This window comes from Saccharopolyspora sp. ASAGF58, from assembly GCF_012277335.1.
Lineage (GTDB): Bacteria > Actinomycetota > Actinomycetes > Mycobacteriales > Pseudonocardiaceae > Saccharopolyspora > Saccharopolyspora hattusasensis.
Genome location: NZ_CP040605.1, coordinates 230,603 through 256,482, shown reverse-complemented (window position 1 = coordinate 256,482; position 25,880 = coordinate 230,603). Strand labels below are relative to the sequence as shown.

Annotated in this window: 24 protein-coding genes and 2 pseudogenes; 11 read left to right on the top strand and 15 right to left on the bottom strand. The window is 69.3% G+C overall.

Annotation, left to right across the window (positions count from 1 at the left end; all coding sequences use genetic code 11):
* Positions 1-319: 319 nt before the first annotated feature.
* On the bottom strand, positions 320-1,441 hold the full coding sequence (locus FDZ84_RS00895; protein WP_168584285.1) for an esterase family protein: 1,122 nt from the start codon (positions 1,439-1,441) through the stop codon (positions 320-322).
* Between the two features lie 163 nt (positions 1,442-1,604).
* On the opposite strand from FDZ84_RS00895, the gene FDZ84_RS00890 reads away from it, so the two are divergent.
* Positions 1,605-2,699, top strand: a complete 1,095-nt coding sequence (locus tag FDZ84_RS00890; protein ID WP_168584284.1) for an alpha/beta hydrolase family protein — start codon at positions 1,605-1,607, stop codon at positions 2,697-2,699.
* Between the two features lie 137 nt (positions 2,700-2,836).
* Here FDZ84_RS00890 and FDZ84_RS40455 read toward each other — a convergent pair whose 3' ends face one another.
* The gene (locus tag FDZ84_RS40455; RefSeq protein ID WP_210435385.1) at positions 2,837-3,265 is read right to left on the bottom strand and encodes a UbiD family decarboxylase domain-containing protein; all 429 of its coding nucleotides are present in this window, start codon (positions 3,263-3,265) and stop codon (positions 2,837-2,839) included.
* A 13-nt stretch (positions 3,266-3,278) separates the two neighbouring features.
* On the opposite strand from FDZ84_RS40455, the pseudogene FDZ84_RS00880 reads away from it, so the two are divergent.
* Positions 3,279-3,609 (top strand): annotated as a pseudogene (locus FDZ84_RS00880) (molybdopterin cofactor-binding domain-containing protein); the annotation flags it as partial.
* 91 nt (positions 3,610-3,700) lie between these two features.
* Here FDZ84_RS00880 and FDZ84_RS00875 read toward each other — a convergent pair.
* The 8 genes from FDZ84_RS00875 to FDZ84_RS40445 form a co-directional block, all read right to left on the bottom strand.
* A complete protein-coding gene (locus tag FDZ84_RS00875; RefSeq protein WP_246868713.1) occupies positions 3,701-4,369 on the bottom strand; it encodes a maleylpyruvate isomerase family mycothiol-dependent enzyme in 669 nt (222 codons plus the stop codon).
* Between the two features lie 182 nt (positions 4,370-4,551).
* Positions 4,552-4,926 carry a Zn-ribbon domain-containing OB-fold protein gene (locus tag FDZ84_RS00870; protein ID WP_168584282.1) on the bottom strand — a complete coding sequence of 125 codons (375 nt, stop codon included), beginning with the start codon at positions 4,924-4,926 and terminating at the stop codon, positions 4,552-4,554.
* A 217-nt stretch (positions 4,927-5,143) separates the two neighbouring features.
* The gene (locus FDZ84_RS00865) at positions 5,144-6,322 is read right to left on the bottom strand and encodes a thiolase family protein (RefSeq protein WP_371812753.1); all 1,179 of its coding nucleotides are present in this window, start codon (positions 6,320-6,322) and stop codon (positions 5,144-5,146) included.
* Between the two features lie 718 nt (positions 6,323-7,040).
* Positions 7,041-8,180, bottom strand: a complete 1,140-nt coding sequence (locus tag FDZ84_RS00860; protein WP_168584281.1) for an LLM class flavin-dependent oxidoreductase — start codon at positions 8,178-8,180, stop codon at positions 7,041-7,043.
* A gap of 61 nt (positions 8,181-8,241) precedes the next feature.
* Positions 8,242-9,252, bottom strand: a complete 1,011-nt coding sequence (locus FDZ84_RS00855; RefSeq protein WP_371812752.1) for an ABC transporter substrate-binding protein — start codon at positions 9,250-9,252, stop codon at positions 8,242-8,244.
* A gap of 92 nt (positions 9,253-9,344) precedes the next feature.
* The gene (locus tag FDZ84_RS40450) at positions 9,345-9,425 is read right to left on the bottom strand and encodes a putative leader peptide (RefSeq protein ID WP_371812946.1); all 81 of its coding nucleotides are present in this window, start codon (positions 9,423-9,425) and stop codon (positions 9,345-9,347) included.
* A gap of 77 nt (positions 9,426-9,502) precedes the next feature.
* Positions 9,503-10,360, bottom strand: coding sequence for an NAD(P)-dependent oxidoreductase (locus FDZ84_RS00850; protein ID WP_168584279.1), 858 nt, complete (start codon positions 10,358-10,360; stop codon positions 9,503-9,505).
* A gap of 97 nt (positions 10,361-10,457) precedes the next feature.
* Positions 10,458-10,715: a hypothetical protein gene (locus FDZ84_RS40445; protein ID WP_371812950.1), complete on the bottom strand. Its 258-nt coding sequence runs from the start codon at positions 10,713-10,715 to the stop codon at positions 10,458-10,460.
* On the opposite strand from FDZ84_RS40445, the pseudogene FDZ84_RS00845 reads away from it, so the two are divergent.
* Positions 10,612-11,135, top strand: a pseudogene (locus FDZ84_RS00845) (aldo/keto reductase); the annotation flags it as partial. The gene FDZ84_RS40445 and the pseudogene FDZ84_RS00845 sit on opposite strands and share 104 nt — an antisense overlap.
* A 26-nt stretch (positions 11,136-11,161) precedes the next feature.
* Here the strand turns inward: FDZ84_RS00845 and FDZ84_RS00840 are convergent.
* The gene (locus tag FDZ84_RS00840; RefSeq protein WP_168589706.1) at positions 11,162-11,428 is read right to left on the bottom strand and encodes a DUF3040 domain-containing protein; all 267 of its coding nucleotides are present in this window, start codon (positions 11,426-11,428) and stop codon (positions 11,162-11,164) included.
* 136 nt (positions 11,429-11,564) lie between these two features.
* Here FDZ84_RS00840 and FDZ84_RS00835 point away from each other — a divergent pair, with 136 nt between their 5' ends.
* Positions 11,565-11,921, top strand: a complete 357-nt coding sequence (locus FDZ84_RS00835) for an arsenate reductase family protein (RefSeq protein WP_168584278.1) — start codon at positions 11,565-11,567, stop codon at positions 11,919-11,921.
* A 56-nt stretch (positions 11,922-11,977) separates the two neighbouring features.
* Here the strand turns inward: FDZ84_RS00835 and FDZ84_RS00830 are convergent, their stop codons facing one another.
* Both FDZ84_RS00830 and FDZ84_RS00825 read right to left on the bottom strand, forming a co-directional pair.
* A complete protein-coding gene (locus tag FDZ84_RS00830; protein ID WP_168584277.1) occupies positions 11,978-12,328 on the bottom strand; it encodes a gamma-glutamylcyclotransferase in 351 nt (116 codons plus the stop codon).
* A gap of 97 nt (positions 12,329-12,425) precedes the next feature.
* A complete protein-coding gene (locus tag FDZ84_RS00825; protein WP_168584276.1) occupies positions 12,426-14,915 on the bottom strand; it encodes an ATP-dependent Clp protease ATP-binding subunit in 2,490 nt (829 codons plus the stop codon).
* Between the two features lie 199 nt (positions 14,916-15,114).
* Between FDZ84_RS00825 and FDZ84_RS37575 the strand changes: the two genes are divergently transcribed.
* From FDZ84_RS37575 to FDZ84_RS00810, 3 genes are all read left to right on the top strand, one after another.
* Entirely contained in the window at positions 15,115-15,444 is a 330-nt protein-coding gene (locus FDZ84_RS37575) for a hypothetical protein (RefSeq protein WP_210435384.1), read from the top strand.
* Between the two features lie 819 nt (positions 15,445-16,263).
* Positions 16,264-16,893, top strand: a complete 630-nt coding sequence (locus FDZ84_RS00815) for a class I SAM-dependent methyltransferase (protein WP_168584275.1) — start codon at positions 16,264-16,266, stop codon at positions 16,891-16,893.
* Positions 16,894-16,954: 61 nt separating this feature from the next.
* A complete protein-coding gene (locus tag FDZ84_RS00810) occupies positions 16,955-17,455 on the top strand; it encodes an XdhC family protein (RefSeq protein WP_168584274.1) in 501 nt (166 codons plus the stop codon).
* A gap of 409 nt (positions 17,456-17,864) precedes the next feature.
* Here the strand turns inward: FDZ84_RS00810 and recQ are convergent, their stop codons facing one another.
* Positions 17,865-19,718 (bottom strand): DNA helicase RecQ, encoded by a 1,854-nt coding sequence (gene recQ / locus FDZ84_RS00805; protein WP_168584273.1) that lies wholly within the window; start codon positions 19,716-19,718, stop codon positions 17,865-17,867.
* Positions 19,719-20,377: 659 nt separating this feature from the next.
* Here recQ and FDZ84_RS00800 point away from each other — a divergent pair.
* From FDZ84_RS00800 to FDZ84_RS00790, 3 genes are all read left to right on the top strand, one after another.
* Complete coding sequence (locus FDZ84_RS00800; RefSeq protein WP_168584272.1) at positions 20,378-21,493, top strand: LLM class flavin-dependent oxidoreductase; 1,116 nt, start codon at positions 20,378-20,380, stop codon at positions 21,491-21,493.
* Positions 21,490-22,101, top strand: coding sequence for an FMN reductase (locus tag FDZ84_RS00795; RefSeq protein ID WP_168584271.1), 612 nt, complete (start codon positions 21,490-21,492; stop codon positions 22,099-22,101). The genes FDZ84_RS00800 and FDZ84_RS00795 overlap by 4 nt, the downstream gene beginning before the upstream one ends.
* 138 nt (positions 22,102-22,239) lie before the next feature.
* Positions 22,240-23,616 (top strand): glutamine synthetase family protein, encoded by a 1,377-nt coding sequence (locus tag FDZ84_RS00790; protein ID WP_168584270.1) that lies wholly within the window; start codon positions 22,240-22,242, stop codon positions 23,614-23,616.
* On the opposite strand, the gene FDZ84_RS39895 is transcribed toward FDZ84_RS00790, so the two are convergent.
* Positions 23,597-23,722, bottom strand: a complete 126-nt coding sequence (locus FDZ84_RS39895; RefSeq protein ID WP_256413641.1) for a hypothetical protein — start codon at positions 23,720-23,722, stop codon at positions 23,597-23,599. The two genes, FDZ84_RS00790 and FDZ84_RS39895, sit on opposite strands and share 20 nt — an antisense overlap.
* 792 nt (positions 23,723-24,514) lie before the next feature.
* Here FDZ84_RS39895 and FDZ84_RS00785 point away from each other — a divergent pair.
* On the top strand, positions 24,515-25,708 hold the full coding sequence (locus FDZ84_RS00785) for a TetR/AcrR family transcriptional regulator (protein WP_168584269.1): 1,194 nt from the start codon (positions 24,515-24,517) through the stop codon (positions 25,706-25,708).
* The last annotated feature ends 172 nt before the right edge of the window (positions 25,709-25,880 follow it).

The window sequence follows — 25,880 nt, the reverse complement described above, 5'->3', positions numbered from 1 at the left end:
CCGCCTGGGAACTTGTTGTGGGGCGAGTGGTGTACCTGCGGGTTGTTGGTGTGGGGCGAACGGACTGTTCGCGTCAATAAGGTGTGCCGTATGGTCCGTTTCGCCTCACACCCATCACCGGCACTGCCCCGGCAAGTTCGGGTGCCCCGGCTCCGCGAGGGCGCGGCAAGGGCCTTGGTGTTTCGAGGCACGAGCGGCGCCGCCACAACGCCACATCCCGGACAGTCGCCATGGCGACTAGCCACCGACTACGACTACGACGGACCCGGCGCGACTAGCCGCCGCTCGTGGGCTTTGACGTGCGGAGCCGGTGGTTCCGTCAGTGGTGTTCTTGTGGTTGGCCGGCGGTGAAGTTCTCTGCGGCGAAGGTCAGCAGGTAGGGCAGGCCGATGCGGGCGTTGCGCCACGTGTGCCATTCGCCAGGTTCGGTGCGCACCGCGACGTTCGCGCCGTGGGCGGCGAGCTGGTCGCCGAGCCGGTATGCGAGGTCGACGTCGGAGTGCGCGACGACACCGGCGTGCAGCATCACCGAGAGCGGTCGCGTCAGCGGCAACGCCGGGAGGTACTCGCGCGGGGTGTTGGCGCGCAGCAGGTCGGGGTGGCCGTCCAGCAAGGTGGTTTCGGGGTCGTCGTAGGGCTCGCTGGCCAGGATCACCGAGTAGGTGTTCTGGTTGCGCAGCGCCAGGTTCAGCGCGCAGAACGCGCCGCCGCTCATCCCGCCGATCGCCCGGGCGCCCCGGTCGGGCAGCGTGCGGAATCGGGCGTCGATCGCTTGCGGCACGGTCGTGGTCAGGTACGACTCCAGCTGCGGGCCGCCCGGCACGTTCAGGCACTCCCAGTCGGTGCCGGTGCCCGCAGTGGCGTCCACCGCGACGACGATCATCGGCCGCGCGGCGCGGGCGTCCGACAGCGCCTGCAAGGTCTGTACCGCGCCACCCGGGCCGAGCCAGTCGTCCGGGCCGCCGCTGGGGTAGCCGTGCACGAGGTAGACCACCGGATAGCGCTCGTTGGCCCGCCCCGGGTCATCGTATCCGGGCGGCAGCAGCACCCGGGTGCGGCCGGTCGGGATACCCAGCCGCGGATCGGGCAGTGAGACGTCGGTCACCCGCACGCCGCCCGGCACCAGGTTCGGCTGCATCGCAGTTGGTTCGGTGTCGCTGTTGCCGCCGCTGGCGAGCATCAGCAACCGACCGAAGTCGTCGAGCGACCGAACGTAGCCGACGTAGCTGTTGACCCCGGCCGCGCATGTCAGCAGCGCCAGCAGAACCGGGACGGAATAGGCGATTCTGCGCAATTTCCACCGCTTCACGACCACGATCGCGCCTATGGTCAGCAGTGTGAGCACCCCCACCAGCACCACGGACTCCAGTGGACTGCGCCCGCCCGCCTGTTCGGTGACCGAAGCGGGGAGCTGCGGTCCCGTGCCTATGCCACTCGTCAATGCCACCCGCACGAAGACGATTATTACCCATCGAGTGGAATCGCTGTGCCGTCCGGCGATTTCGTCCGTATGACCCGGTTTTCCGGTTTGTTCCGGCAAAACCCCCGGTACGCTGGCGGGCGTCCACATCGGTCGGTGTCGGGATTCTGGGAGGTTGCCGGGAATGCGGTGGTTGGCCGATTTCTGCGCGGATCTCTCACTGGTCGACTTTTGGCCGGTGCGCGCGCTGCTGCTGGCCGCAGCACTGGTGTTGCTCGTGGTGCTGGTGTGGCGATTCCGCGACCGCGCTGCGCGCTGGCTGCTCGTCCCGCTCGTCGTGGGTGCGCTCGCGCTGAACGCGCTGGTCGGGGTGAACGCGTACTTCGGCTACTACCTGACGCTCGCCCAGGCGCTCGGGGTGGCCGAGGAGAGCGAGGGTTCGCTGGAGATGCTCAACGCCCAGATGGCACCGCCGGCGTCCGGCATGGTGGTCACCGTCGACATTCCGGTCCAGGCCTCGGGATTCCAGGCACGCCCCGCCAACGTGTACCTGCCGCCCGCGTGGTTCGCCAGCCCGCGGCCGAGGTTGCCGGTGATCGTCCTGCTGCACGGCACTCCGGGCAGCCCGACGGACTGGCTGGACGGCGGAGCGGCGCAGCGGACCGCCGACCGGTGGGCGGCCCAGCACGGTGGCGTAGCGCCGATCGTCGTGATCCCCGATGTCAACGGCGGCGTCTTCGCGGACACCGAATGCGTCGACAGCGCCCGCGGCAACGCCGAGACCTACCTGACCGAGGACGTCCCCCGGTTCGTGCACAGCAGATTCCTCACCCGCGACCCCGGACGGGACTGGGCGGTGGCGGGGCTCAGTGAAGGCGGCAGCTGCGCGATCATGCTCGCGTTGCGCCATCCCGATGTGTTCGCGACTTTCGGGGACTTCGGCGGCCTGCTCGGCCCGCGCGATGGCGACGTGAACGACCCGGCGGGGGCTGCCGATGCGTTGTTCGGCGGCTCGCAGCAGGATTTCGACGCCCACGAGCCGTCCTGGCTGCTGACCCACCGCAGGTTTCCCGGACTGCACGGGTTCTTCGTGGTCGGCGACAACGACCCGGAACCGCGAGCGGCCGTGAACCGGCTAGCCGAGCTGTCGCGGGTGGCCGGGATCGACACCGAGCTGGTGGTGATCCCCGACGGCGGGCACACCTTCGACGTCTGGCGCACGGCCTTCGCCGACGCCCTGCCGTGGATCTCCCACCGACTAGGCCTGAACCCAGGATGATCTGTTCCCCAGGGTCGTTTTGCGTGACGGTGCGGGTGGCGGAGCCCCAGACGCCATCTGGTCTCCGGGATTTCCAATAACGCGGCTTTGGGACTGTCCTCGCCGGAGGACGTCTGAGAACTCGCGGCGGTGCGAGCCTACCTCTCACCAAGATCAACCCAGGCTAAGCGGTATTGTTCGCGGCTATGGCAGAGGCTATGGCACCGAAAAGCGCTCACGGGACTTGAGCGGCCGAAACCGAGGCCGTGCAGGATTGGAGGCCTTCGGTGAGGTGCTCGGGTCGAGGTTGCGGCCGATGAACACCACCTTGCTGCCCCGCGCGTGGAGAGAAGGCCCGTTCGGCGAGTTCGCCGGATACTCGCCGGATACTCCTCGCACAGCCGCCACAGGTCGCCCCGCGAGTGCAGGCTGGTGGCGAGTTCGGTGGGAGAGTGCACCATCGACCGGCGGCAGCTCGTGTTGCCGACTCCGGTCTCCGCGTCCTCGATGATCACGAGCCCACTGGTGATGTAGGGCGCGCGATCGGAGGCGAAGTGCTGGAGGATCGTAATCGTCGAGAGATCCACATCGGACGATAACCAGGGCGAACCGGTTCGCGTTGAACGCCGCCGACGACCCGGAGACGGCGCGGCAGGCGGCCAGGCTCGTCCAAGTCGACTACGAATCCCTCGACCCGTTGACCGATGCGGAACTCGCGCTCGAAGACGCGCGCCGAGTGCACCCGGACGGAAACCTGGTGCGGCACGTCAAGATTCGCCACGGCGATCTCACCGCCGCGCGCGAGCAGGCCGACGTGGTCGTGACCGGCGAGTACGAGGTCGGCATGCAGGATCAGGCATGCCTCGGCCCGGAGTCCGGCTTGGCGCTGCCCACCGAGGACGGCGGCGTCGAGCTGTACGTGTCGTCGCAAGCGTTCGTGAGCGAATCTTCCGGTTCTTACCGGAAAATTCGCTCACGACCGTGCCCTGAGTGGTGATCCCGGTTCTCACCGGCGCAAGCGTTCACGAACCGATCGGAGCGCGGCCGGAGCCTGGTGCACCGGCGAAGGCCTGCGCGATCGTCAGCGACTGGCGCGCGGTGTCGCCGACGGCACCGATCGCCAGGTCGTCGCGGTACCGGCGCTGCGCCACCAGCAGGCAGAAGTCCAGCGCCGGCCGCTGACTCGGTCGGCGGCGGCTTCCGGGCCCCAGGCCCACTCGCCGCTTCCCCGCTCGCGGAGTTCGACGCGCAGCGGCCCGCCGGGGACGGGAATATCGTTGGTGCTGAAGGAGGATCCGAAGGTTCGCACGTCCAGGTGTGCGACGTGGCGCAGCCGCGGTGGTGGGTTCGCGCGTGACGCCGAGGGCGTCGGCGACGTCATGGCCGTGTGCCCAGGTCTCCGTGATCCGCGCGGTGGCCATCGACGCGGGCGTCATCGGCGGCCCGTACCAGACCAGGCGACCGTTGGCCGGGGCGGCGGTGAGCGCGGCCGGCAGCCGGTCGCGTCCCGCGCGCCAGCGCGCGAGCAGCTTGCCGGGCTCGGTACGGACGCCTTCGGCGGCTCCGGCGTAGACGCCGATGTCCTCCGAGTCCCGGCGCTGCCGCCCACGAACTCGTCGGGATCGGCGATGGCGAGGTGCGACTTGTCGTCGCTCCAGGCCAGGTGCGCGATCTGGTGGGCGATGGTTCACCCGGCCGCCAGCGTGGTCGTCGCCCACCTCTCCGGGGCCAGCCGGGCGACCATCGCGTCCAGGTCCGCGCTTTCCGCCCGCAGGTCGTCCAGCAGTTCGGCAAGCATCCAGCGCCTGTCCTCGTGAGCGGCACATGGGGCCGCAGTGGTCCCACAGCAAGCCACCTGCGAAGCGCGCTCTGGTCAGACGGCGTGGAAAACCGGCACGGCTTCGCCGTCCTCGTGCCGCTCGAAGCCCACGCCGAGCGCGATCCCCTCGGCGAGGTCCTCGGGCGCGACGTCGAGGATCCGCGCGTGCAACCAGGGCCCTTCGGCGAGCTCGACGATGCCGGCGACGACGTGGCCGCCGCCGGGAACGGGCACCACGGTCCAGGTCACCACCGTCGCGGCACCGCTCGCGGGTTCCCAGCTGAGCTCGGTGGAGCCGCAGGCCGGGCACTGCGGCACGTTGGGCGCGATGACCGGCGAGCACTGCGGGCAGCGTCGGACGAGCAGTTCGCCGCGGGCGCTGCCGTCGAAGAACGCGGCGGACGCCTCGTTGCGGGCAACGGAGATCACGGTTCCTCCCGGATTCAGCGATGATCTTTTCCATAAGCGGCGGTAGCCGCTTGCGGTGTGGGACTCAGCTTGCACCGGCGCGGGTTCTCCGGGGAGGTCTCGCGAGGACAGCCCCGACGTGGTGAATTGGCATTCATGATGTCGGGGATCCCAGAGCTAGACGGCGCCCGAGGTGCCGCTACCCGCACCGCTACGCAAACCATTTTTGAAACACTCGTTAATCGAGGGAGTTCGGGCTGAGCACGACGGTGGAGTGGTGGGCCAGGATGCCGCCGTTGCCGCTGACCAGGACCACGTCGTTGCGCGGTGCCTGCCGCTCTCCGCCGTGGCCGCGGGCCTGGATCACCGCCTCGGACAGCGGGGTCATGCCCCACATGTAATAGGCGGACAGCTGGCCGCCGCCGGTGTTGACCGGCAGGGTTCCGCCCGGCGCCAGCGCGCCGGAGGCGACGAACTCGCCGCCCTCGCCCTTGGCGCAGAAGCCGTAGTCCTCCAGCGTGATCAGCACCGTGAAGGTGTAGCAGTCGTACAACTCGACGACGTCGACGTCGGAGATCGACAACCCGGCCATCTTCAATGCGGCCGGACCGGCCTGCGCCGCCCCGCTGACCAGGCCGAATTCGCTGCCGCGCGCGGCCGGGTAGTTGGGGTGGCACTGCGCGAAGCCGAGCACGTTCACCGGCGGTTGCCGCAGGTCGGCGGCGCGGTCGGCGGAGGTGACCAGGACGGCGATGCCGCCGTTGCTGACCAGGCAGCAGTCCAGCAGCCGCAACGGGTCGGCGATCATCCGCGACGTCTGGTGGTCGGCGAGCGTGATCGGTTCCCGCAACTGCGCCAACGGGTTGCGCGCGGCCCACTCCCGCTGTGCCACGGCGATCGCGCCGAGCTGCTCGGAGGTGGTCCCGTAGGTGTTCATGTGCCGCCGGGCCGCCTGAGCGTACATGGCGTTCACACTGGTCAGGCCGCTTGCGCCGAGCAGGCCTTCGAAGCCGGTCGGCTTGCGCCGCCAGGTGTAGGCGGCGGCCACGCTGCCCTTGTCGGGCTGGCGGGGCGCGTCGGCGAACACGCACACGACGGTGTCGGCCATGCCGGACTGCACGGCCATCGAGGCGTAGGCGAGCATCGAGCCGGCCGACGAGCCGAACGCCTGCATCTCGGTCAGCAGCCGCAGGTCGCGGACCTGGAGTTCCTGCTGCAGCGTCCAGATGTCGACGCCGCCGGACATCCCGGAGTTGGTGAGGATTCCGTCCACATCGGACAGCTTGAGCCCGGCGTCGGCGACGGCGGCGCGCACGGCGTCCGCGGCGAACTGCCCCGCGGTGCGGCCGTAGACCTTGCCAAGTTCGGTCATGCCCAGACCGGCGATCACCGGCTGGCGTCCTGCGGAGCCCGTCAACGCTGCCTCCTCTGCGCGGCACCGGAGATTTCAGACCGCTTCGGTCCAGAATCTCCCCACCATGGTGACGCGCCCGCCCCCACCACACAAGACACCGCACCGACCGCAATTTCCATTGAAATCGAAGGTCCGATTTCAATGGAAATTGCGGATCTTCGGCGTGTCGGGACACGACACGCCGAAGATTGCGGATAACTTCTGCGATTTCCGGCTCTTCTGCTTCTTCCGTGAGTTATGCGTGTCCGGGGATTGACACATCTACCGAGACACGACACCGGTAAGAACCGGCTCCGAAGAACCGGCATTGCCGCTCACGACCAGGTGGGGACTGGTGGTGAGTGTTTGTTCCGGTAAGAACCGGCATTGCCGCTCACGACCAGGTGGGGACTGGTGGTGAGTGTTTGTTCCGGTAAGAACCGGCATTGCCGCTCACGACCTGGTGACACTCGTGCCTACGCGCACGCACGTGTACCACCACCACTTCGGCGGTCTCGTTGAACTCGGCATCCTCGATGACCATGCTCCGGTCGACGCCCACCACAACACGCCATAAACCGGCCTTCGGCACGCCGTTGTCCGCTCCTCGGTTCCTGACTCTGGACAAGCCAGAAACCTAGACGTAGCAACGGTGTGCCCCCGTCTCCAGAACCAAAATCCAAGCTCAAACCACCCACAGAAAAGTCACAAGAGCCCAATTTCCATCGAAATTGCGGGTAGGTCACCTGGCGGTTGCCAGCTCGGGTGCCGGGGACTCGGCCGAAGCGAGCAGGCCTCGGCGGACCAGTTCCGGGTGCACTCCTTCGCCGAACCAGTACGCCTCTTCCAGGTGCGGGTAGCCGGAGAGCACGAATTCCTCGATGCCCACCGCGTGGTATTCCTCGATCAGATCCGCGACCTCGGCGTGGCTGCCGACGAACGCGGTGCCCGCGCCGCCGCGCAGCAGACCGACCCCCGCCCACAGCCCGGGGTGGATCTCCAGCTCCCGCGCGTCGCCGCGCAGCACACCGCCGTGCAGGGCGGCCATGTTTCGCTGGCCGGTGGATTCGGTGGTCGCGAACTTCGCCTGGGAGCGGGCCACATCGGCGGGATCCATCTGGTCGACGAACTTCTGCGCGGTGGCCCAGGCCTCGGCGCTGGTGTCCCGGGTGATGATGTGGGCGCGGATGCCGAACCGCAGAGTGCGGCCCTCGTCGGCGGCGAGCTCGCGCAGCCGCTGCACCTTCCGGGCCACCGCGCCCGGCGGCTCGCCCCAGGTCAGGTGCACGTCGGCGTGCCGCGCCGCCACCGGCAGGGCGGCGTCCGAGGAACCGCCGAAGTACAGCGGGGGCTGCGGGTCCGGCGCCTCGAACGCGGTGGCGCCGCGGAGCTGGTAGTGCTCGCCATCGAAGTCGAGCGGCTCGCCGGTGAAGATGCCGCGCAGCGCGGCGAGGAACTCGTCGGTGCGCGCGTACCGCTGGTCGTGGTCCAGCCAGTCGCCGTAGCGCTGCTGCTCGACGGATTCGCCGCCGGTGACGATGTTGAGCAGTAGCCGCCCGCCGGAGACCCGCTGGTAGGTGGTGGCCAGCTGGGCCGCCAGCGTCGGGGTCAGCGAGCCGGGCCGGAACGCGACCAGGAACTTGATCCGCCGGGTGCGAGCCAGCAGCGCCGCCGTGGTGATCCAGGCGTCCTGGCACCAGGTTCCGGTGGGGGTGAGCATCCCGGTGAAACCGAGGTGCTCGGCGGCCTGCGCAACCTGCGCCAGGTAGTCGATGTCGGGCTGACGCGGGGTGTCGGCCCCGGTCGGCGTGACGTGCGGCCTGTCCACAATGGACCTGCCGTCGCCGTGGGTGGGCAAGAACCAGTGCGTGGTGACGCTCATGCGGTGTTCTCCCGGATTCCTCGGAGTCTGCTTGTCGTCGTGGGAAGCGGCGACAGTCGTGTCAGACGGCGGTGAGCTGGGTCGCGAATCGGGTGTCGACGAACCCGGCGAACTCGAACCGGCGGGGGATCTCCTTGGCTGCCACGAACGCGTCCGCGAGTTCCTGCTCCGAGCGGATCACTGCGTCGTCCAGCGGCACCGGCAGGTCCGGCCCCAGGCCGGTGGCCCGCCGGGTCACCTCGATCGGCAGCCCGGTGTCCGCCGACCAGGCCTGCGCGCGCTGCTCCCGGTTGCCGTCGGCGAAGCGCTGCGCCTTGGCCAGCCGCACCAGGTAGTCGGCGATGGCGGTGTTGCGGCCCGCGTCGGCCAGCGCGGCGGTTCCCGCGACCTGGAAGCTCAGGCCGTTGGCGGTGCCCTGGCCGTCGGCGATCACCCGGGCGCCCGATTCCAGCTGGATCTGCGAGAAGTACGGGTCCCAGATCGCCCACGCGTCCACGGAGCCCTGCTTGAACGCGCCGAGCGCGTCGGAGGGCTGCAGGAACACCAGCTCGACGTCGTCGACCGTGAGCCCGGCCGCGCGCAACGTCAACAGGATCTGGCCGTGTGCCGAACTTCCCTTGGCGACCGCGATCTTGCGGCCCCGGAGCTGGTCGCGGCCCCGCAGCGGCGAGTTCGGCAGCACCACCAGGGCATCGCTGGCGACGTTGCCCTTCGAGGTGGCGATGATCTTGATCTTAGCCCCGGCCGCGGCGGCGAACAGCGGCGGCGTGTTGCCGACCCCGCCGAGGTCGATCGCGTCCGCCGACACCGCTTCCAGCAGCGGCGGACCGGACGGGAAGGTCGCCCACTGCACCGTGTACGGGAAGTCGTCCAGACCGGCCGATCGCAGCAGGGAACGTGAATTGCCCTTCTGGTCGCCGACGCGCAGGGTCACCTGCGCCAGTCGCCCGGCGTCGACGGGCGCGGGCACCGGCGCCTGGGCCGGGTCGTCCCGGCCGCTCGCGCAGGCGCTGAGCAGTCCGGCGGAGGCGGTGGAAAGGGCAAGGGCAGCAAGGAAATCACGACGACGCACGGTCGATTGCTCCATCGTTGCGGGAAACGGCGCGCGGGCAGGAGGGAACGGCCCCGGAACTGCGGGGTTTGCGAGGATTCAGCGCGAGGAACTCAGCGGGGACGACAGGCGGCGCTGGCCTGCCGTCGCAGATCGACGTGCAGGCGCCAGGTCAACGCGATGCGTCCGGACACGAGCACGATGCTGTCAGCCGCCCGCGGCGAAGGTCAACGACGGCTCGGTGGCTCCCACGCTTCGAGAAACCCGGGAGTCAATCCTGGAACGATGCGAAGTAGGCGGCGGCCATGTCCTCGTCGCCATGACCGGCCGCCTTCGCCCGCCGGAACCGCTCCCGCACCGCGTCGGCGAGGTCGAGCCGCACCGAATCTCCCGCGGCCTCGGCGACCAGCTCCGCGTCTTTGCCCGCGGCGCGCAACGCGAACGACGGCGTGAAGTCGCCGTTGATGATGGCTGATCCCTTGACCTGCGCGTATGCCGAATCCGTCGCTGTTCCGCCGATCGCGGACAGGAAGTCCGCGGGGTCCACGCCCAGCGCACCGGACAGCGCCATCGCCTCGCCCACCGCGTTCGTGAGCGTCAGGATCCAGTTGTTGACGACGAGTTTCAGCCGTGTTGCGGCCGCGGCCGCGGCGTCCTCGCCGAGCCAGAGGGTGCGTTGCCCGATGGCGTCGAACAGCGGTTGCACGCGGTCGCGCACCTCGGTCGGCCCTGCGGCCAGCACGACGAGTTCGCCGCGCTCCGCCGGGAGTTTCGTGCCCACCACGGGCGCGTCGACCAGCGTCACCCCGCCTGCGGCGGCATGTGCTTCGGCCAGACCTGCCAGTCCGATCGTGCCCATCTGCACCCACATCGCGCCCGGCGCCAGTTCGGCGACTGCCGCCTCGCCCGCCGCGACCGTGGAGGGCGCGTCCAGCAACATCGTGATCAGCACGTCAGCGCCCCGGGCGGCCTCCGCCGGCGTCTCCGCGACGGTTGCGCCATCGGCCGACAGCGATGCCGCCTTGGCGCGCGTGCGGTTCCAGACCCGGACCGGGAAACCGGCTCCCAGCAGGGTTCGCGCCATCGCGGCGCCCATCGTGCCGGTGCCCAGGAACGCCACAGAGGTCATCGAATTCTCCTATCACCGGAGGTGAACTCATGGCGATTGTGCTACCGCTCGCCGGTTTGTGCCGCACAACTCCTGACAGCCGGAAAAGGAAAACCCTTCAGCTGGCTACTGTGGACAGTGATCGGCGTGCGGGCACCGGGTGCGGTGTCCTGGGCAGGCGCGAAACAATCGTGCGCAGGACCGGCATGACCGTGTCCCGGATCGCCTTCGGCACCGGGCAGCTCGGCGGGATTGGGGGTTCTTCGACGAGCGTGCCGCCATCGAAGCGATCCGGCACGCGCGCGAGCTCGGCACCAACTTGTTCGGCACCGCGCAGGCCTACGGGTTCGGGCGGGTCCGAGGAGGTGCTCGGCACCGCGCTTCGGGACGAGCCGACCAGCGACCGCGACAGCCTGGTGATAGCGACGAAGGGCGGTATCGATCCCGGTGGCGGCCGATCGCGCGATGCCGGTCGGGCGTGGCTGCGCCAGGGCATCGACGAGAGCCTGCGGGCGCTGCGGCTCGACCACGTCGACCTCTACCGGATGCACTGGCCAAACCCCGGCACGCCGACCGGGGAACCCGCCGGTGCGCTGCAGGAACTGGTCGACGAGGGCGAGGTCGGCACGTCGGGGTGTCCAACTACGACGCCCGGCAGCTGGCCGAGTCCGACCGCTTCCGGCCGGTCGAGACCCTGCAGCCGCCCTACCACCGGTTCCGGCGCGAGATCGAACTGGAGATCCTGCCCTATCCCCGCGAGCACAACATCGGGGTGCTCGCCTACAGCAGGCGTGGCCTGACCGGGACCTTGCGTTTCCGGGCTCATTCCAGGCGGATCTGCCAGTTTCGGGAGAGGAACACGATCACGGCCAACGCCCCGGCGGACAACACGCCACCGCCTTCGCCTAGGAACAGGCACACCACTGCGATGACCGCGGCGAACACGACCAGCGCCATCCGCGGCGACATCAGCGCCCACAGCCGCCGCCACGCGCTGGTCTCGGTCAACCGGCGGGCCAGTTTGGGATCATCGCCGATGAGCTGCTGCTCGATCTCCCGCAGGCGGCGCCGCTCATCCCTCGGAAGCATGGCCCACCTCCAACGGCTCATCCGTCAGTTGAGCAAGTATCGCAACGATGGCTTCCGCTGTGAAGGGACCATCGGCACGTGTGACGGGCGGCGCGGTTAGCCTATGTCCGCAGTCGTCGTGGCAGGGGAGTTTCCGATGGAGATCTGGGTCAATCCGGCGTGTTCGAAGTGCCATTCGGCGGTGTCACTGCTGGACGAGGCGGGAGTGGACTACACCGTGCGCCGGTACCTGGACGAGCCGCCGACGGCCGCGGAGCTGGCCGAGGTGCTGGAACGGCTCGGGCTGGAGCCGTGGGACATCGCCAGGACGGCCGAGCCGGTGGCGAAGGAACTCGGCCTGAAGACCTGGGCGCGGGAGCCGTCGACCCGGGACCAGTGGATCGAGGCGCTGGTGGCGAACCCGAAGCTCATCCAGCGCCCGATCATCACGGCCGACGACGGCACCACGGTAGTCGCCCGGACCCCGGAAGCCGTGCAGTCGGCGCTGCCCTGAGCCGTCCCGGTGCTGCCGGAAACTGTCCAACTCGCGGGGCATTCGGTCGGTTCTCACTACGGCCAGCCGTGGGGGAGCGGGCTCATGCCGCTGACCGGGCCGCGCCAGGCGTAGACCCAGCACGGCTCGCCGTCGAGTTCGATCCGGCGGCGCTCGTACTCCGGTCCTTCGTACTCGTCGAGCACCGGCCAGGCGCGTTCCGGATCGTGCAGCCGGAAAACCTGTGCGGGCACACGGGAATCCTCGCCGAGTTTCAGCGCGGGATAGCCGTTGGCGGTGTCGTACAGCGCGCCGGGCAACCACGTCGGCACCGCCGGTCCGACGACCAGCGGTGCCAACAACTGCCAAGCGGTCGCGCCGTGTTGGAGCGTCCCGTAGACGGCGATGCGATCGGACACGCCCGCCATGATGCACCTATCGTCCCCGCGACGCGACGGTCCTTCCCTTCTTCCGCAAGGAAAACGGGGCGGGCGCTTGTCGCGTCCGCCCCGTCGCGGTGCCGGATCAGGCCGCCGTCGCGGCCGGTTCGCCGACCTGGAAGGTCAGCTCGCCGCCCGCCACGGACACCCGAAGTTCGGCTCCCTCGGGCAGTTCGCCGTCCAGGAGCAGGTCGCTGATCCGGTCGCCGACCTCCCGCTCGATCGCCCGCCGCAGCGGCCGGGCCCCGAACTCGGGCCGGTAGCCGCGCTCGGCGATCCAGGCCACCGCCGCCGCGTCGAACTCGACGCCGATGCCCATCGCCTGCAGCCGGCCCACGGTCTGCTCCAGCAGCATCCGGGTAATCGTGTGCAGCTGCTCGCCGTCGAGCCGCTTGAAGACCACGATCTCGTTGATGCGGTTGAGGAATTCCGGCCGGAACGCCTCGCGCAGCCGCGGCATGATCCGCTCGTCGAGCGCCGGGTCGGCGTCCGAAGCAGCGAAGCCGATCTTGCCGCCGACGCTGGAGACGACCTCCGAGCCGAGGTTGCTCGTCATGATCAGCACCGTGTTGGTGAAGTCGACGGTGCGGCCCTGGCCATCGGTCAACCGGCCGTCGTCGAGCACCTGCAGCAGAGTGTTGAACACGTCCGGGTGTGCCTTCTCGACCTCGTCCAGCAGGATCACCGAGTATGGGTGCCGCCGCACGGCCTCGGTCAGCTCACCGGCCTCGCCGTGCCCGACGTAGCCGGGCGGTGCGCCGACGAGCCGGCTGGCGGTGTGCCGCTCCTGGAACTCGCTCATGTCCAGCCGGACCATCCGCTGCTCATCGCCGAACAGCGACTCGGCCAGCGCCTTGGCCAGCTCGGTCTTGCCGACGCCGGTAGGGCCGAGGAACAGGAAGCTGCCGACCGGCCGGTCGGGGTCGCCCAGCCCGCTGCGCGAGCGCCGCACCGCGCGGGCCAGTGCCCGCACCGCGTCGTCCTGGCCGACCACGCGCTGGTGCAGTTCCTGCTCCAGCCCTTGCAGCCGGACCTTCTCGGCGGCGGTCAGGCGGCTGACCGGCACCCCGGTCGCCCGCGCGACGACCTCGGCGATGTCCTCGGCGGTCACCTCCAGGACCCCCGCCTCGCCGGCTCCGCCGAGCTCGCCCTGCGCCTCGTTGATCTCGTCGCGCAGCGCGGAAGCCCGCTCGTAGTCCTCCGCGGCGACCGCCGCGTCCTTCTCCTGCTCCAGCCGCTCGATCCGGCTGCGCAGCTCGGCGCCGTCCGGCGCCACCGCCGACAGCCGCTTGCGCGCCCCAGCCTGGTCGATCAGGTCGATCGCCTTGTCCGGCAGGAACCGGTCGTTGATGTACTGGTCGGACAGCTGCGCCGCGGCCTGCACCGCGTCGTCGGTGTAGCGGACCTGGTGGTGCGCCTCGTAGTGCTCGCGCAGGCCCTGCAGGATCGAGACGGTGTCCGGCACGCTCGGCTCGGGCACCTGAACCGGCTGGAAGCGGCGCTCCAGGGCCGGGTCCTTCTCGATGTGCTTGCGGTACTCGTCCAGCGTCGTCGCGCCGACCACGTGCAACTCGCCGCGGGCGAGTCGGGGCTTGAGCATGTTGCCCGCGTCCATCGCGCCTTCGGCGCCGCCGGCACCGACGACGGTGTGCAGTTCGTCGATGAACACGATCAGCTCACCGCTGTGCTCCGAGATCTCGTCGATGACCTTGGTCATCCGCTCCTCGAAGTCGCCGCGGTACCGGGTGCCGGCCAGCATCCCTGACAGGTCCAGCTGAATCACGCGCTTGCCGGAGAGCACCCGAGGCACCTCGCCGGCTGCGATGCGCTGGGCCAGGCCCTCGACGATCGCGGTCTTGCCGACGCCTGCCTCGCCGATGAGCACCGGGTTGTTCTTAGTGCGCCGCGACAGGATCTCGATGGTCTGCTCGATCTCGTCGGCGCGACCGATCACCGGGTCCAGCTCGCCGTCGCGGGCGCGGGCGGTGAGGTCCCGGCCGTACTGGTTGAGCGTGGGGGTGTTGCTGTCCTCGCGCGGCTGGTCTTGTTCGGTGCGGGGACGCTGACTCGCGGCGCGCAACGCCTCGGGCCCGGCGCCTGCGGCGCTGAGCAGCCGCCCGGTTTCCGAGTCGGCGCTCGCCGACATCGCCAGCAGGACGTGGTGCGGGCCGATGTAGGTGGAGCCGAGCGCGCGGGCCACCCGGTGTGCGTCGGCGAGCACCGTCCGGGCCGCCAGCGTCAACGCCACCGGCCGGTCGCCGACCGCCTCACCGGCCGCCGGTAGGTGCTCCTCGACCTGCGCGGCGAACGCGTCTACGTCCACGCCTACCTGCGCCAACTGCTCGCGGGTCGGGGTCTCGTGCGCGGCCGACCACAGCAGGTGCAGCGCGTCCAGGTCGGTTTGCCCGCGGTCCCGGGCGAAGCGCGCGGCGCCGCTCAGCAGCTGCTGAGCCTGCTCGGTCATCAGCTGGGTGATGTCGATCCGGCGCGAGCCCGGCGCGGCGTCGTCGGCACCGGAGAAGCGCGCGAAGTACTCGTCGAAAGGGCCGCCGGCCGATCCGAAGAACGTCGCCATTCCTAACCTCCTCGCGACGGTGTTGCTGGCTTCCGCCGCCATCTACTTGAGTCTGATGCTATCAACCAACATCAGTCGCACCCAGCTAATTCCATCCAGTCCCACAAGTGGCGCGCGTCACCACTTGTCGCATCCCGCCGCGATCAATATGGTTCTCTGGAAATATTCTCTTGTCGGAATATGCCCTGATGGGGGTGGGGTGGACGACAAGCTGCGGCGGCTCGCCGACGGCCGGTACGAGCTGCGGTTCGAGCGCGGGCTCGCGCACGTGCAGGAGAAGGTGTGGCGGGCGATCGCCGATCCGGCGCGGCTGCGGGCGTGGTTCGTGGAGATCCTCGACTACGACCGCAGCCGCCTGGGCTTCGCCGCCGGGGCCGAGCTGGCACTACCCGCGAACCAGGCGGGCTGGGCGCGACGGCGAGCGGCGCCCAGTGGGTCGTCGACGGTTACACGTTGTGCCTGTCGGTGTTCATGCTCACCGGCGGCTCGCTGGGCGACCGGTTCGGCCGCAAGCGAAGAACACCCGTGAGTGTTTGTGGGTGCTATGGCACCCAAAAACGCTCACGGGTGTTCTTCCGCCACGCGAAGGGGGGCCAGTCGGCAGACGTGCCCACCAGCATCGGTTGCGGCCTCGGCCACTCACCCTAGGGACGAGTAAGTCCAACTTCCTGCGGGCATGAGGCGAGGGCGTCCATGATCCGTTTGTGAAGACCGGCCTGGACACCCTCGTTCTCGCACTCTGCGTCAAAATCGACTGATGACCTGGCCGGTTAAGCGCGGCTGCCAGGTTGGCCACCCAAGCTCAGCCACTCCGAGTTACTGTGTCTGGCCGTCATGCAGGCGATGCTGGGCTTTCATAGTGAGGCCCGATGGCTGCGCTACACGGCACACACCTGCGGCACCGTTCCCTTACCTGCCCGGACAGTCCGGGTACAACAAGCGCCTGCGGGCCGCGCTGCCGCAGATCAAACGGATCATCCGGGTACTGGCCCGCGACACCGACTTCTGGCATGAACTGTGTGGATCACCGGCTCCACACCGGGGTCGACGCTGAGATGATCAAGGGTCGGGCTCGTCTGGTACTGATCAGCGACAAAGGTTTCGCCTCGTAGGCCCTCGAACGGTCACTGTCCGTTCGCATCGTCTTGCGCGGCATCAGCGCTGGGCCCCCACGTAGTACGCCCAGTAGCCCCGCCAGACGCCGTACCGGGCGGCGAGGTCGTTGCTCCGCGCATATTGTGTGTGCGCTTATCGCCCACCACGGGGGCCGCGATGGGGCTTGACTTCCAGTTAGCTCGAAGTTTCAAGCTGTCGTCGGCAGATCAGGCAGTCTTGAAGGGTTACGGGTATGGAGATTTCGGTGGACCGCTCGGCGTTCGACGCCGCCTATGAGGAGAACACCGCTCCTTGGTTGATCGGCGAGCCGCAGCCGGCGATCGTCGAGCTGGAGAAGGCCGGCGGCATCAGTGGAGCCGTGCTCGACCCCGGCTGCGGTGCCGGTGAGCACACGATCCTGCTGGCCAAGCTGGGCTACGACGTGCGGGGCGTGGACTTCTCGGCCCCGGCGATCGAGAAGGCCCGGGCCAACGCCGCCGACCAGCGCGTCGACGCCCGCTTCGAGGTCGCCGACGCGCTGCAGCTGACCGGAGGGCCGTACGACACCGTCGTGGACAGCGCGCTGTTCCACGTTTTCGGGCCGGAAGACCGGGAGAAGTACGTGCGCAGCCTGCACGGCGTGTGCCGACCCGGCGCGACCGTGCACGTCCTGGCGCTGGCCGACGTCGAGCGCGGTTTCGGGCCGCGTATCCCCGAAGCCGTGCTCCGCGACGCCTTCGGCGGCGAGGGGTGGCGGCTGGAGGAGATCCGGCTGACCACCTACCGGGGGGTCGCGCGGGGTGAGCGGGCGGAAGCGTTAGAGGTCGAGGACGGCGCGCACGTCGACCTGCCAGCCTGGCTGGCCGACGTCACCCGGCTCTGACGTCCACATCGGACCATCTTGGGATGTGGTCCCGGCCGTGTGCGGCTGGCACACTGGGTGGATGACCGAGGATTCTGCGTGTGCGGTGGCGCACGGTGAAGTTCCGGACCAGGCCGCCGGTGGCCGCGCGCTGGTGGCGGTTTTCGCCTCGCCGGTGGCGGAATTCCTGCTGCGCTACGGCCGGGAACTCGGCTTCCGGACGGTGCTGGTCGAACCGGACGCCGAGCGCGCGGCCGGGCTCGACGCGGTTTCGGCGGTGCCGGACCTGGGGGCCGACGCGGACGTGGTGGTCACCGACCACCACCGCCCGGAACTCGGTCCGGTGCTGCGGGACGTGCTGAAGCGCGACGTCCGCTGGGTGGGCATCATGGGCAACCCGCGCCACGTCGGCCCGCACGTGGCCGCGCTCCAGGAGCTCGGCGTCCCGGCTGCGGAGATCGAGCGGGTGCACCGGCCGATCGGCCTGAACATCGGCTCCCGCACTCCACCGGAGATCGCCGTCGCGACCCTCGCGGGCCTGCTGGCCGACCGCAACGGCAAGCCCGGCGGCTTCGCCTTCTGAGCGACTCTCTCGCTTATTCCGGGGCGACGTGGTTGTGTCCGGGCGCCCTACGCCGTGGATGGTCCGGCAGCTGACCCCGGACCACAACAGTGAATCTCTGTTGACGACATAGCTGAGAGCCTGTCAGTACCCGTGGATACGCTCACCCCGGTGCGGAGGTCAGTCAACTGTGGACGGTGCCGATGTTCCACACCGACGGCTGGTGCTTCCCGCGGGCGGTGACGGCGGCCGGGGCGGTGCACCACTGCCTGCGCAAGTCCCTGAGATGTCCACGGGCAAGCCCCAGAAGAACGTCCTCCGGGCCCGGCGCGGGCCAGGCCAGGGGCAGCGCCACGAGCCTCGTGAGCACTTTTCGGTGCTATAGCAGGCCGTTGTAGGAGCCCAAAGCACTCCCGAGGGACATCGACGATCACTCCTCGGCGGCGAGGGTGTCGAGCACGGCCTGCCCGTACTTGGCGAGCTTCTGCTCGCCCACACCGCTGATACCGGCCAGTTCGTCCAGGGTGGACGGTTGCGACGCGGCGATCTGCCGGAGCGTGGAGTCGTGGAAGATGATGAAGGGCGCCTTGTTCTCCTCACGGGCGGTTGCCGCACGCCAGGCCCGCAGCCGCTGGAAGACCGGCTCGGCCTCCGGCGGCATGTCCTGAGCGGCCTGCTTGGGCGCCTTGGACTTGGTGGCCGGGGCGGCGACGCGCTTGGGTTCGGTGCGCAACATGACCTTGCGCGGGTCGTCCCGGCGCAGCACCTCGCCGCTGGATCCGGTGAGCATCAGCGTGCCGTAGTCGCCTTCCACCGACAGCAGGCGCTGGGCCAGTAGCTGGCGGATCACGCCGCGCCACTCGTTGTCGCTCAGGTCGACGCCGACGCCGAACACGCTCAGCGAATCGTGCCGGAACTGCTCGACCTTGGCGGTCTTCTTGCCACGCAGGATGTCGATAATCTGGCCGGCACCGAACTTCTGGTTGCGTTCGCGGTCCAGGCGAACCACGGTCGACAGCAACTTCTGCGCCGCGACCGTCCCGTCCCACGACTCCGGCGGAGCCAGGCACGTGTCGCAGTTGCGGCAGACCCCTGGAGCGTCCTGGCCGAAGTACGCGAGCAGCTGTGTGCGGCGGCATTCGACGGTCTCGCACAGGGCCAGCATCGCGTCCAGGTGCCGCGACAACGTGCGGCGATGTGCGTCCTCGCCCTCGGAGAGCTCGATCAGCTTGCGCTGCTGCACCACGTCTTGGAGGCCGTAGGCCATCCAGGCGGTCGAGGGCAGCCCGTCGCGGCCCGCGCGGCCGGTCTCCTGGTAGTAGCCCTCGACCGACTTGGGCAGGTCGAGGTGCGCGACGAAGCGCACGTCGGGCTTGTCGATGCCCATGCCGAAGGCGATGGTGGCGACCATGACCAGGCCGTCCTCGCGCAGGAACCGGGCCTGGTGGGCGGCGCGGACCTCCTTGTCCAGGCCCGCATGGTAGGGCAGCGCGTTGATCCCGTTGGCCACCAGGAATTCCGCGGTCCGCTCCACCTCGGCGCGGGAAAGCCGGTAGACGATGCCCGCCTCGCCTGCGTGCTCGGTGCGCAGCAGTTGCAGCAGCTGCTTCTTCGGGTCGTTCTTCGGCACGATCCGGTACTGGATGTTCGGCCGGTCGAAGTCGGCGACGAAGTGCCGGGCCCCGGTCAGCTCCAGGCGGGTGGCGATCTCCTTGCGGGTCGCCTGGGTGGCGGTGGCGGTCAGCGCGATGCGGGGGATCGACGGCCAGCGCTCGTGCAGCACCGAAAGCGCCAGGTAGTCGGGGCGGAAGTCGTGGCCCCACTGCGCGACGCAGTGGGCTTCGTCGATGGCGAACACCGAAACCTTGCCGCGGTCGAGCAGATCCAGCGTCGAGTCCAGCCGCAGGCGCTCGGGCGCCAGGTAGAGCAGGTCGAGGTCGCCGGAGACGAACGTGTCCTCGGTCTGCCGGCGCTGCTCGTAGTTCTGGGTGGAGTTGAGGAAACCGGCCCGCACGCCGAGCTCGTTGAGCGCGTCGACCTGGTCCTGCATCAGCGCGATCAGCGGCGAGACGACGACGCCCACACCGGGGCGCACCAGCGACGGGATCTGGTAGCACAGCGACTTGCCACCGCCGGTGGGCATCAGCACGAGAGCATCGCCACCGCCGATGACGTGATCCACGATCTCCTGCTGGGAGCCGCGGAAGGAGTCGTAGCCGAACACCCTTTGCAGAACCTGATGGGCGTCAGTCACCTCAAGATCGGGGGAAGCCACGGCGCGCATTTTAGATCCTGTCTCCGAACTCGTTTTGCGTGGCGGTGCGTGGCGGTGCGTGGCGGAACCTCAGACGCCGTCTGGCCTCCAGGATCCCCGATTTGTGCATGTCCAATACGCGGCATCGGGGGCTGGCCTCGCCAAGAGCCCCGACGGGGTGGGCACAGTCTGAGAGCCTGTCGGCGAATGCCGTCCGCGCCTTTGGAAGCGGCGTAGCCGCTTGCATTCACCTTGCCAAGACGACCATCGGCGGCTTCTGAGAGGTTTTCTGGCGAGGACGGCCCCTCCGCCGCGTATTGGACATACATCAGGAGGGGCACCCGCAGTCCAGGGAACCTCTCAGGTTCCGCTAAGCGACCACCCACCCAGACCATTCACCAATAGGCTCTGAGACCCCGCGGCGGTGCGAGTTGCTCGGGTGGGCTAAGCGGCTGCGCCGCTTCAAAGACGAAGCCAAGGCAGGTTGTAGCAGCACCCCGGACTGGAAGCGGGCCCCTGCGGGCCCGACATGCGTCGGTGTGTCGGTGCGAGCGCCGGGATTTGGTGTGACGTACGTCCCGTCGGGGGCGGTAGGGCACACACGCGGAATAACTCGCACGGCAGAATCGTTCGCGGAAGTAGTTGAATCTCGTATCAAATGGCGGGATCTGGCCAGCGAGGGAGTTCACATGCAGTTCGGGATCTTCACTATCGGTGACGTCACCACCGACCCGACTACCGGCCGCACGCCCTCCGAGGCCGAGCGGATCAAGGCCATGGTGCGGATCGCGCTCAAGGCGGAGGAGATTGGGCTTGACGTCTTCGCCACCGGCGAGCACCACAACACGCCCTTCGTGCCGTCCTCGCCGACGACCATGCTCGGCTACGTCGCGGCCCGCACCGAGCGGCTGATCCTGTCCACCTCGACCACGCTGATCACCACGAACGACCCGGTCAAGATCGCCGAGGACTTCGCGATGCTGCAGCATCTGGCCGACGGCCGGGTCGACCTGATGATGGGCCGCGGCAACACCGGGCCGGTGTACCCGTGGTTCGGCCAAGACATCCGCCAGGGCATCCCGCTGGCCATCGAGAACTACCACCTGCTGCACCAGCTGTGGCGGGAAGACGTGGTCGACTGGGAGGGCAAGTTCCGCACCCCGCTGCAGTCGTTCACCTCGACCCCGCGGCCGCTGGACGGCGTGCCGCCGTTCGTCTGGCACGGCTCCATCCGCAGCCCGGAGATCGCCGAGCAGGCCGCCTACTACGGCGACGGCTTCTTCCACAACAACATCTTCTGGCCCAAGGAGCACACCCAGCGGATGGTCGGGCTGTACCGGCGGCGGTTCGAGCACTACGGGCACGGCTCGGCGGACCAGGCGATCGTCGGCCTCGGCGGCCAGGTGTTCATGCGCAAAAACTCCCAGGACGCGGTCCGCGAGTTCCGGCCGTACTTCGACCACGCGCCGGTGTACGGCGGCGGGCCGTCGCTGGAGGAGTTCACCGAGCAGACGCCGCTGACGGTGGGCAGCCCGCAGGAGGTCATCGACCGGACGCTGGGCTTCCGCGAGTACGTCGGCGACTACCAGCGCCAGCTGTTCCTGATGGACCACGCGGGGCTGCCGCTGAAGACCGTCCTGGAACAGCTCGACCTGCTCGGCGAGGAGGTCGTTCCGGTGCTGCGCAAGGAATTCGAGTCGCTGCGGCCCGCGCACGTGCCGGACGCCCCGACGCACGCGTCGCTGCTGGCCGCGAAGGAAGCGAAGAAGGCGGAGGAAGCGAAGAAGGCGGAGGCAGCGAAATGAGCGAGCGGAACCTGGTGGTGGTCTCGGCGGGCCTGAGCCAGCCGTCGTCGACCCGGCTGCTGGCCGACCGGCTGGCCGCGGCGACCGGCCGCGCGCTGGCCGAGCCGCCGCAGGTCGAGGTCGTGGAGCTGCGCGACCACGCCAAGGACGTGGCGAACAACCTGGTCACCGGCTTCCCTGGCGGTGAGCTGCGGAAGGTGCTCGACCAGGTGGCCGCGGCCGATGGGCTGATCGCGGTGACGCCGATCTTCCAGGCGTCCTACAGTGGGCTGTTCAAGTCGTTCTTCGACGTGGTGGACAACGAATCACTGTTGGGTAAACCGGTGCTGATCGGCGCCACCGGCGGGTCGCCGCGCCACTCGCTGGCGCTGGAGCACGCGATGCGCCCGATGTTCAGCTACCTGCGGGCGGTGGTGGTGCCGACGGCGGTGTACGCGGCGTCGGAGGACTGGGGTTCGTCGGGCGACGGCGCGGCCTTGGCCGACCGGATCGACCGCTCGGCGGGCGAGTTCGCGGCCCTCGTCGACCGCCGCCCGGCCCCACCCCGGCCCGATGCCTTCGACGAACCGATCCCCTTCGACCAGCTCCTGTCCCAGACCCAGAACTGAATCCCCGGCGCGAAGGGCGCCTTGCTGCCAACTCGGCTGGCGGCAAGGCGCCCTTCACGCTTCACCCGAACGAGGGGTGCGGCCGGAATGCTCGTCGGCGGCGCCCTTTTGCTTCCGCCGCCGGATAACGTGGCGAGCATGAGCGAGCGGATTCCGGGGGCCGAGCGGTCCGGGTTGGCCGGCGACGTCGCGAGGTTGCGCGGCGAGGGTGTCGAAATGGTCGAGATGTCCTTTGTGGACAATGCAGGGATCGTCCGGGTCAAGGCGGTTCCGTTGGACCGGTTGGCCGTCGCGGCGCGGTACGGCGTCGGGGCCTCGCCGTGCTTCGAGACCTTCACCTTCGACGACGCGATGGTGCGAGGCCGCTACCTCGGTGGGCCGGACGGCGACCTGCGGCTGGTGCCCGACCTCGACCGGCTGGTGCGGCTGGCGGCGCTACCGGGCTGGGCGTGGGCGCCAGCCGACAAGTTCGGCCAGGACGGGCAGCCGTTCGTCGCCTGCCAGCGGGCGTTCGCGGCCCGCCAGGTACGGGCCGCCGCGGATGCCGGACTGACCGCCCTAGCCGCCTTCGAGCACGAATGGGCGCTGGGCGCACCCGGCGCAGCGGAGTTCGTCCCGGCCTTCACCGGGCCCGGCTACGGCCAGGTGCGCCTGGAGGCAACGGCCGACTACGCGCTCGAACTGGTCGCCGTGCTGCGCGAGCAGGCGCTTGACGTGCAGCAATTCCACCCCGAATACGCGCTCGGTCAGGTCGAGTTGTCGGTGGCAGCCAAGGATCCGCTCGGTGCCGCCGACGACGCCCTGCTCGTGCGGCACACCGTGCGCGCGGTCTCGCGCCGCCACGGCTGGCGCGCGAGTTTCGCGCCCTGCCTGGTGCCCGGCGGTGCGGGCTCCGGCGCACATCTGCACCTGTCCGTGCACGGTGCGGACGGCAACCTGCTCGCGGACGGCCCGGGGCGCTACGGCCTGCGGCCTCCCGGGGAGGCGTTCCTGGCCGGTGTGCTGCGGGAACTTCCCGCGCTGCAGGCGATCGGCGGCGGCAACCCGGCGAGCTTCCTGCGGCTGGAGCCGTCTCGCTGGGCCGGGGTGTGGCAGGTGTGGGGCAGGGAGACGCGGGAGGCGGCTGTGCGGCTGATCACCGGCACAACCGGCACCGAGCAGTGGGCCGCGAACGCCGAGGTGAAGTGCTTCGACGCCACCGCGAATCCGTACCTGGTCGTCGGCGCGGTGCTGGCAGCGGGGCTCGCGGGCGTGCGCGAGGAACTGTGGCTGCCCGCGGAGATCACCGGCGACCCGGCGGCTCTGTCCGACGACGAACGCGCTGCGGCGGGAATCAACCGGCTACCCACGAACGCGGCGGAAGCGGCCGATGCGTTGGAAGCATCAGCGGTGCTGGCCGACGCGCTGGGCAAGGAACTGCACGACGCGATGCTCACGGTTCGCCGAGCCGAGGCGGAGCGATTTGCCGACAGCTCTCCCGAGGAGCTAGCCGCGCTCACCCGCTGGCGTTGGTGATCGGGAAAGCGCGCAGCGCGCCCTCAGCCCAGAATCTCCCGGCGTTCTCCGGGTTCACCGCGTTGTCCGCGTTCACCGCGTTGTCCGAGTTGTCCGCAATTTCCAATTGAAATCGAACCTTTAACGGCTCTTGTGACGTTTCTGTCGGTGGTTTGAGCTGGGTTCTTGGGTCTGGAGACGGGGGCACGCCGTTGCTTCGTCTAGGTTTCTGGCTTGTCCAGAGTCAGGAACCGAGGAGCGGAGAACGGCGTGCCGAAGGCCGGTTTATGGCGTGCTGTGGTGGGCGTCGACCGGAGCATGCTCATCGAGGATGTCGAGTTCGACGAGACCGCCGAAGTGGTGGTGCACGTGCGTGTGCGTAGGCACGGGTGTCCGTGGGGTCGTGAGCGGCAATGCCGGTTCTTACCGGATTAGTCACTCACGAGGGGTGTGGGTGGGGTCGTGAGCGGCAATGCCGGTTCTTACCGGATTAGTCACTCACGAGGGGTGTGGGTGGGGTCGTGAGTGGTGATGCCGGTTCTTACCGGATTAGTCACTCACGAGGGGTGTCCGTGGGGCCGGGTGTGCGTTCTGCGAGGGAGCTGTGAGCGCGGGACGGCAGGCTCGGTCGCAAGGACACCGCACCGGGGCCGGCCACGTGCACCGATCCCGAGCGGATTCGCGAGGTTCTGACTCCGCCGGTCGGTCGAGGGAGGCGGCAGCGGAAGCATTGACCGCGTAGGAGCAGGCCGGTTCCGTCGTGCCCTCGTGAGCGCTTCGCCGCAGCGGTGGAAAACCGTTGCCGGACGGTGGCTTCGCCGGTGATCTCCGTGGGGTGTTGTCCGCCATGCAGCGCTGACGTCGGCCGAACGCCGTGCGCAAGTATGCTCGCTGTGCTGGGCGAACAGGGGAGGCGGCGATGGCTGAGGTGACCAACCCACCTGCTCGCAACACGCGCCCCCGCAACCGCCGGGCGCTGATCACCGCGGCGGCCGCGGACCTGTTCTACCGGCTCGGCTACGCGCGGGTCGGGATGAGCGACATCGCCGAGGCCGTCGGGGTCGGGTCGTCGGCGCTGTACCGGCACTTCGCGGGCAAGCAGCAGCTGCTCACCCGGGTCGTGCTCGACGAGCTCCACCCGTTCAGCTCGATCACCGCGCAGGTGGCCGACCGGGACCTCGACGAGGTGGTCGCGCAGCTCGCCGCCGCCGCGTTGGACCACCGCCAGCTGGGCGTGCTGTGGCAGCGCGAAGCCCGGCATCTGCCGGAGGAGCAGCGCGACGTGCTGCGCGAGGAGCTGCGTGGCGTCGCCAGCGGGCTCGCCGAGGTGGCGCGCGCCTTCCGGCACGAGCTGACCGGCGAGGACGCCCGGTTCCGCGCGTGGTGCATGTTCAGCGTCCTGACCAGCCCGTCCTACCACCAGGTGGACCTGTCCCGGCGCGAGTTCGAGCAGCTGCTGCGGGCCATGGTGGTGGTCATCGGGACGCACCCGCCACAGCGGTTCGCCGACCACCGCGCGGCCGACTCCGACCAGCGGTCCGCCCTGTTCGCCGGGCGTGCCTCCCGGCGCCGGCTGCTGCTGTCCGCGGCGATGCGGCTGTTCTCCGACGCCGGCTACACCAAGGTGACGACCGAGGACGTCGGAGCGGCGGCGGGCATCGCCGGGCCCAGCCTGTACAACTACTTCGCCAGCAAGCAGGAACTGCTCGGCACCGTGATCACCCGCGGCAACGCGTGGCTGGAGGTCGAGCTCGAACGGATCCTGGCCAACACCCCGGCCGCCGACGACGCGCTGCGCGAGCTGCTGCGCTCCTACATCACGTTCGCCTTCGACCACGGACGGTTCATCGACATCCTGGTCAGCGAGGTCAACCACCTGCCGGATGCGGAACGGCATCGGGCGCGGCAGACCCAGCACGCCTACGTGGCCGAGTGGGTCGGGCTGCTGTGCGAGGCGCGGCCGGAGCTCGACCCGGTGCGTTCCCGGATCCTGGTGCAGGCGGCGTTGACGGCGGCCAACGACATGGCTCGCACCGGCTCGGTGCGCGACGTCGATGCGCTGTCGCGGATCGGGGCGGCGCTGATGCTGCACACCCCGGCCTCGTCCATGTGATCGACCACATGGCCTGCTACCGGCTATTCACTTAAGCATCATCCCTGCAGGAGGCAGGTTTGTGTGGGTCGGTGATGGCCTAGGGATTGCTCACTTCGAAATTGACTTCGAAGGGCGGGCCGAACTACGCTCCGCGAAGAGTTGGTCTGCCCCCGCGTGTGCGTGCCCAGCG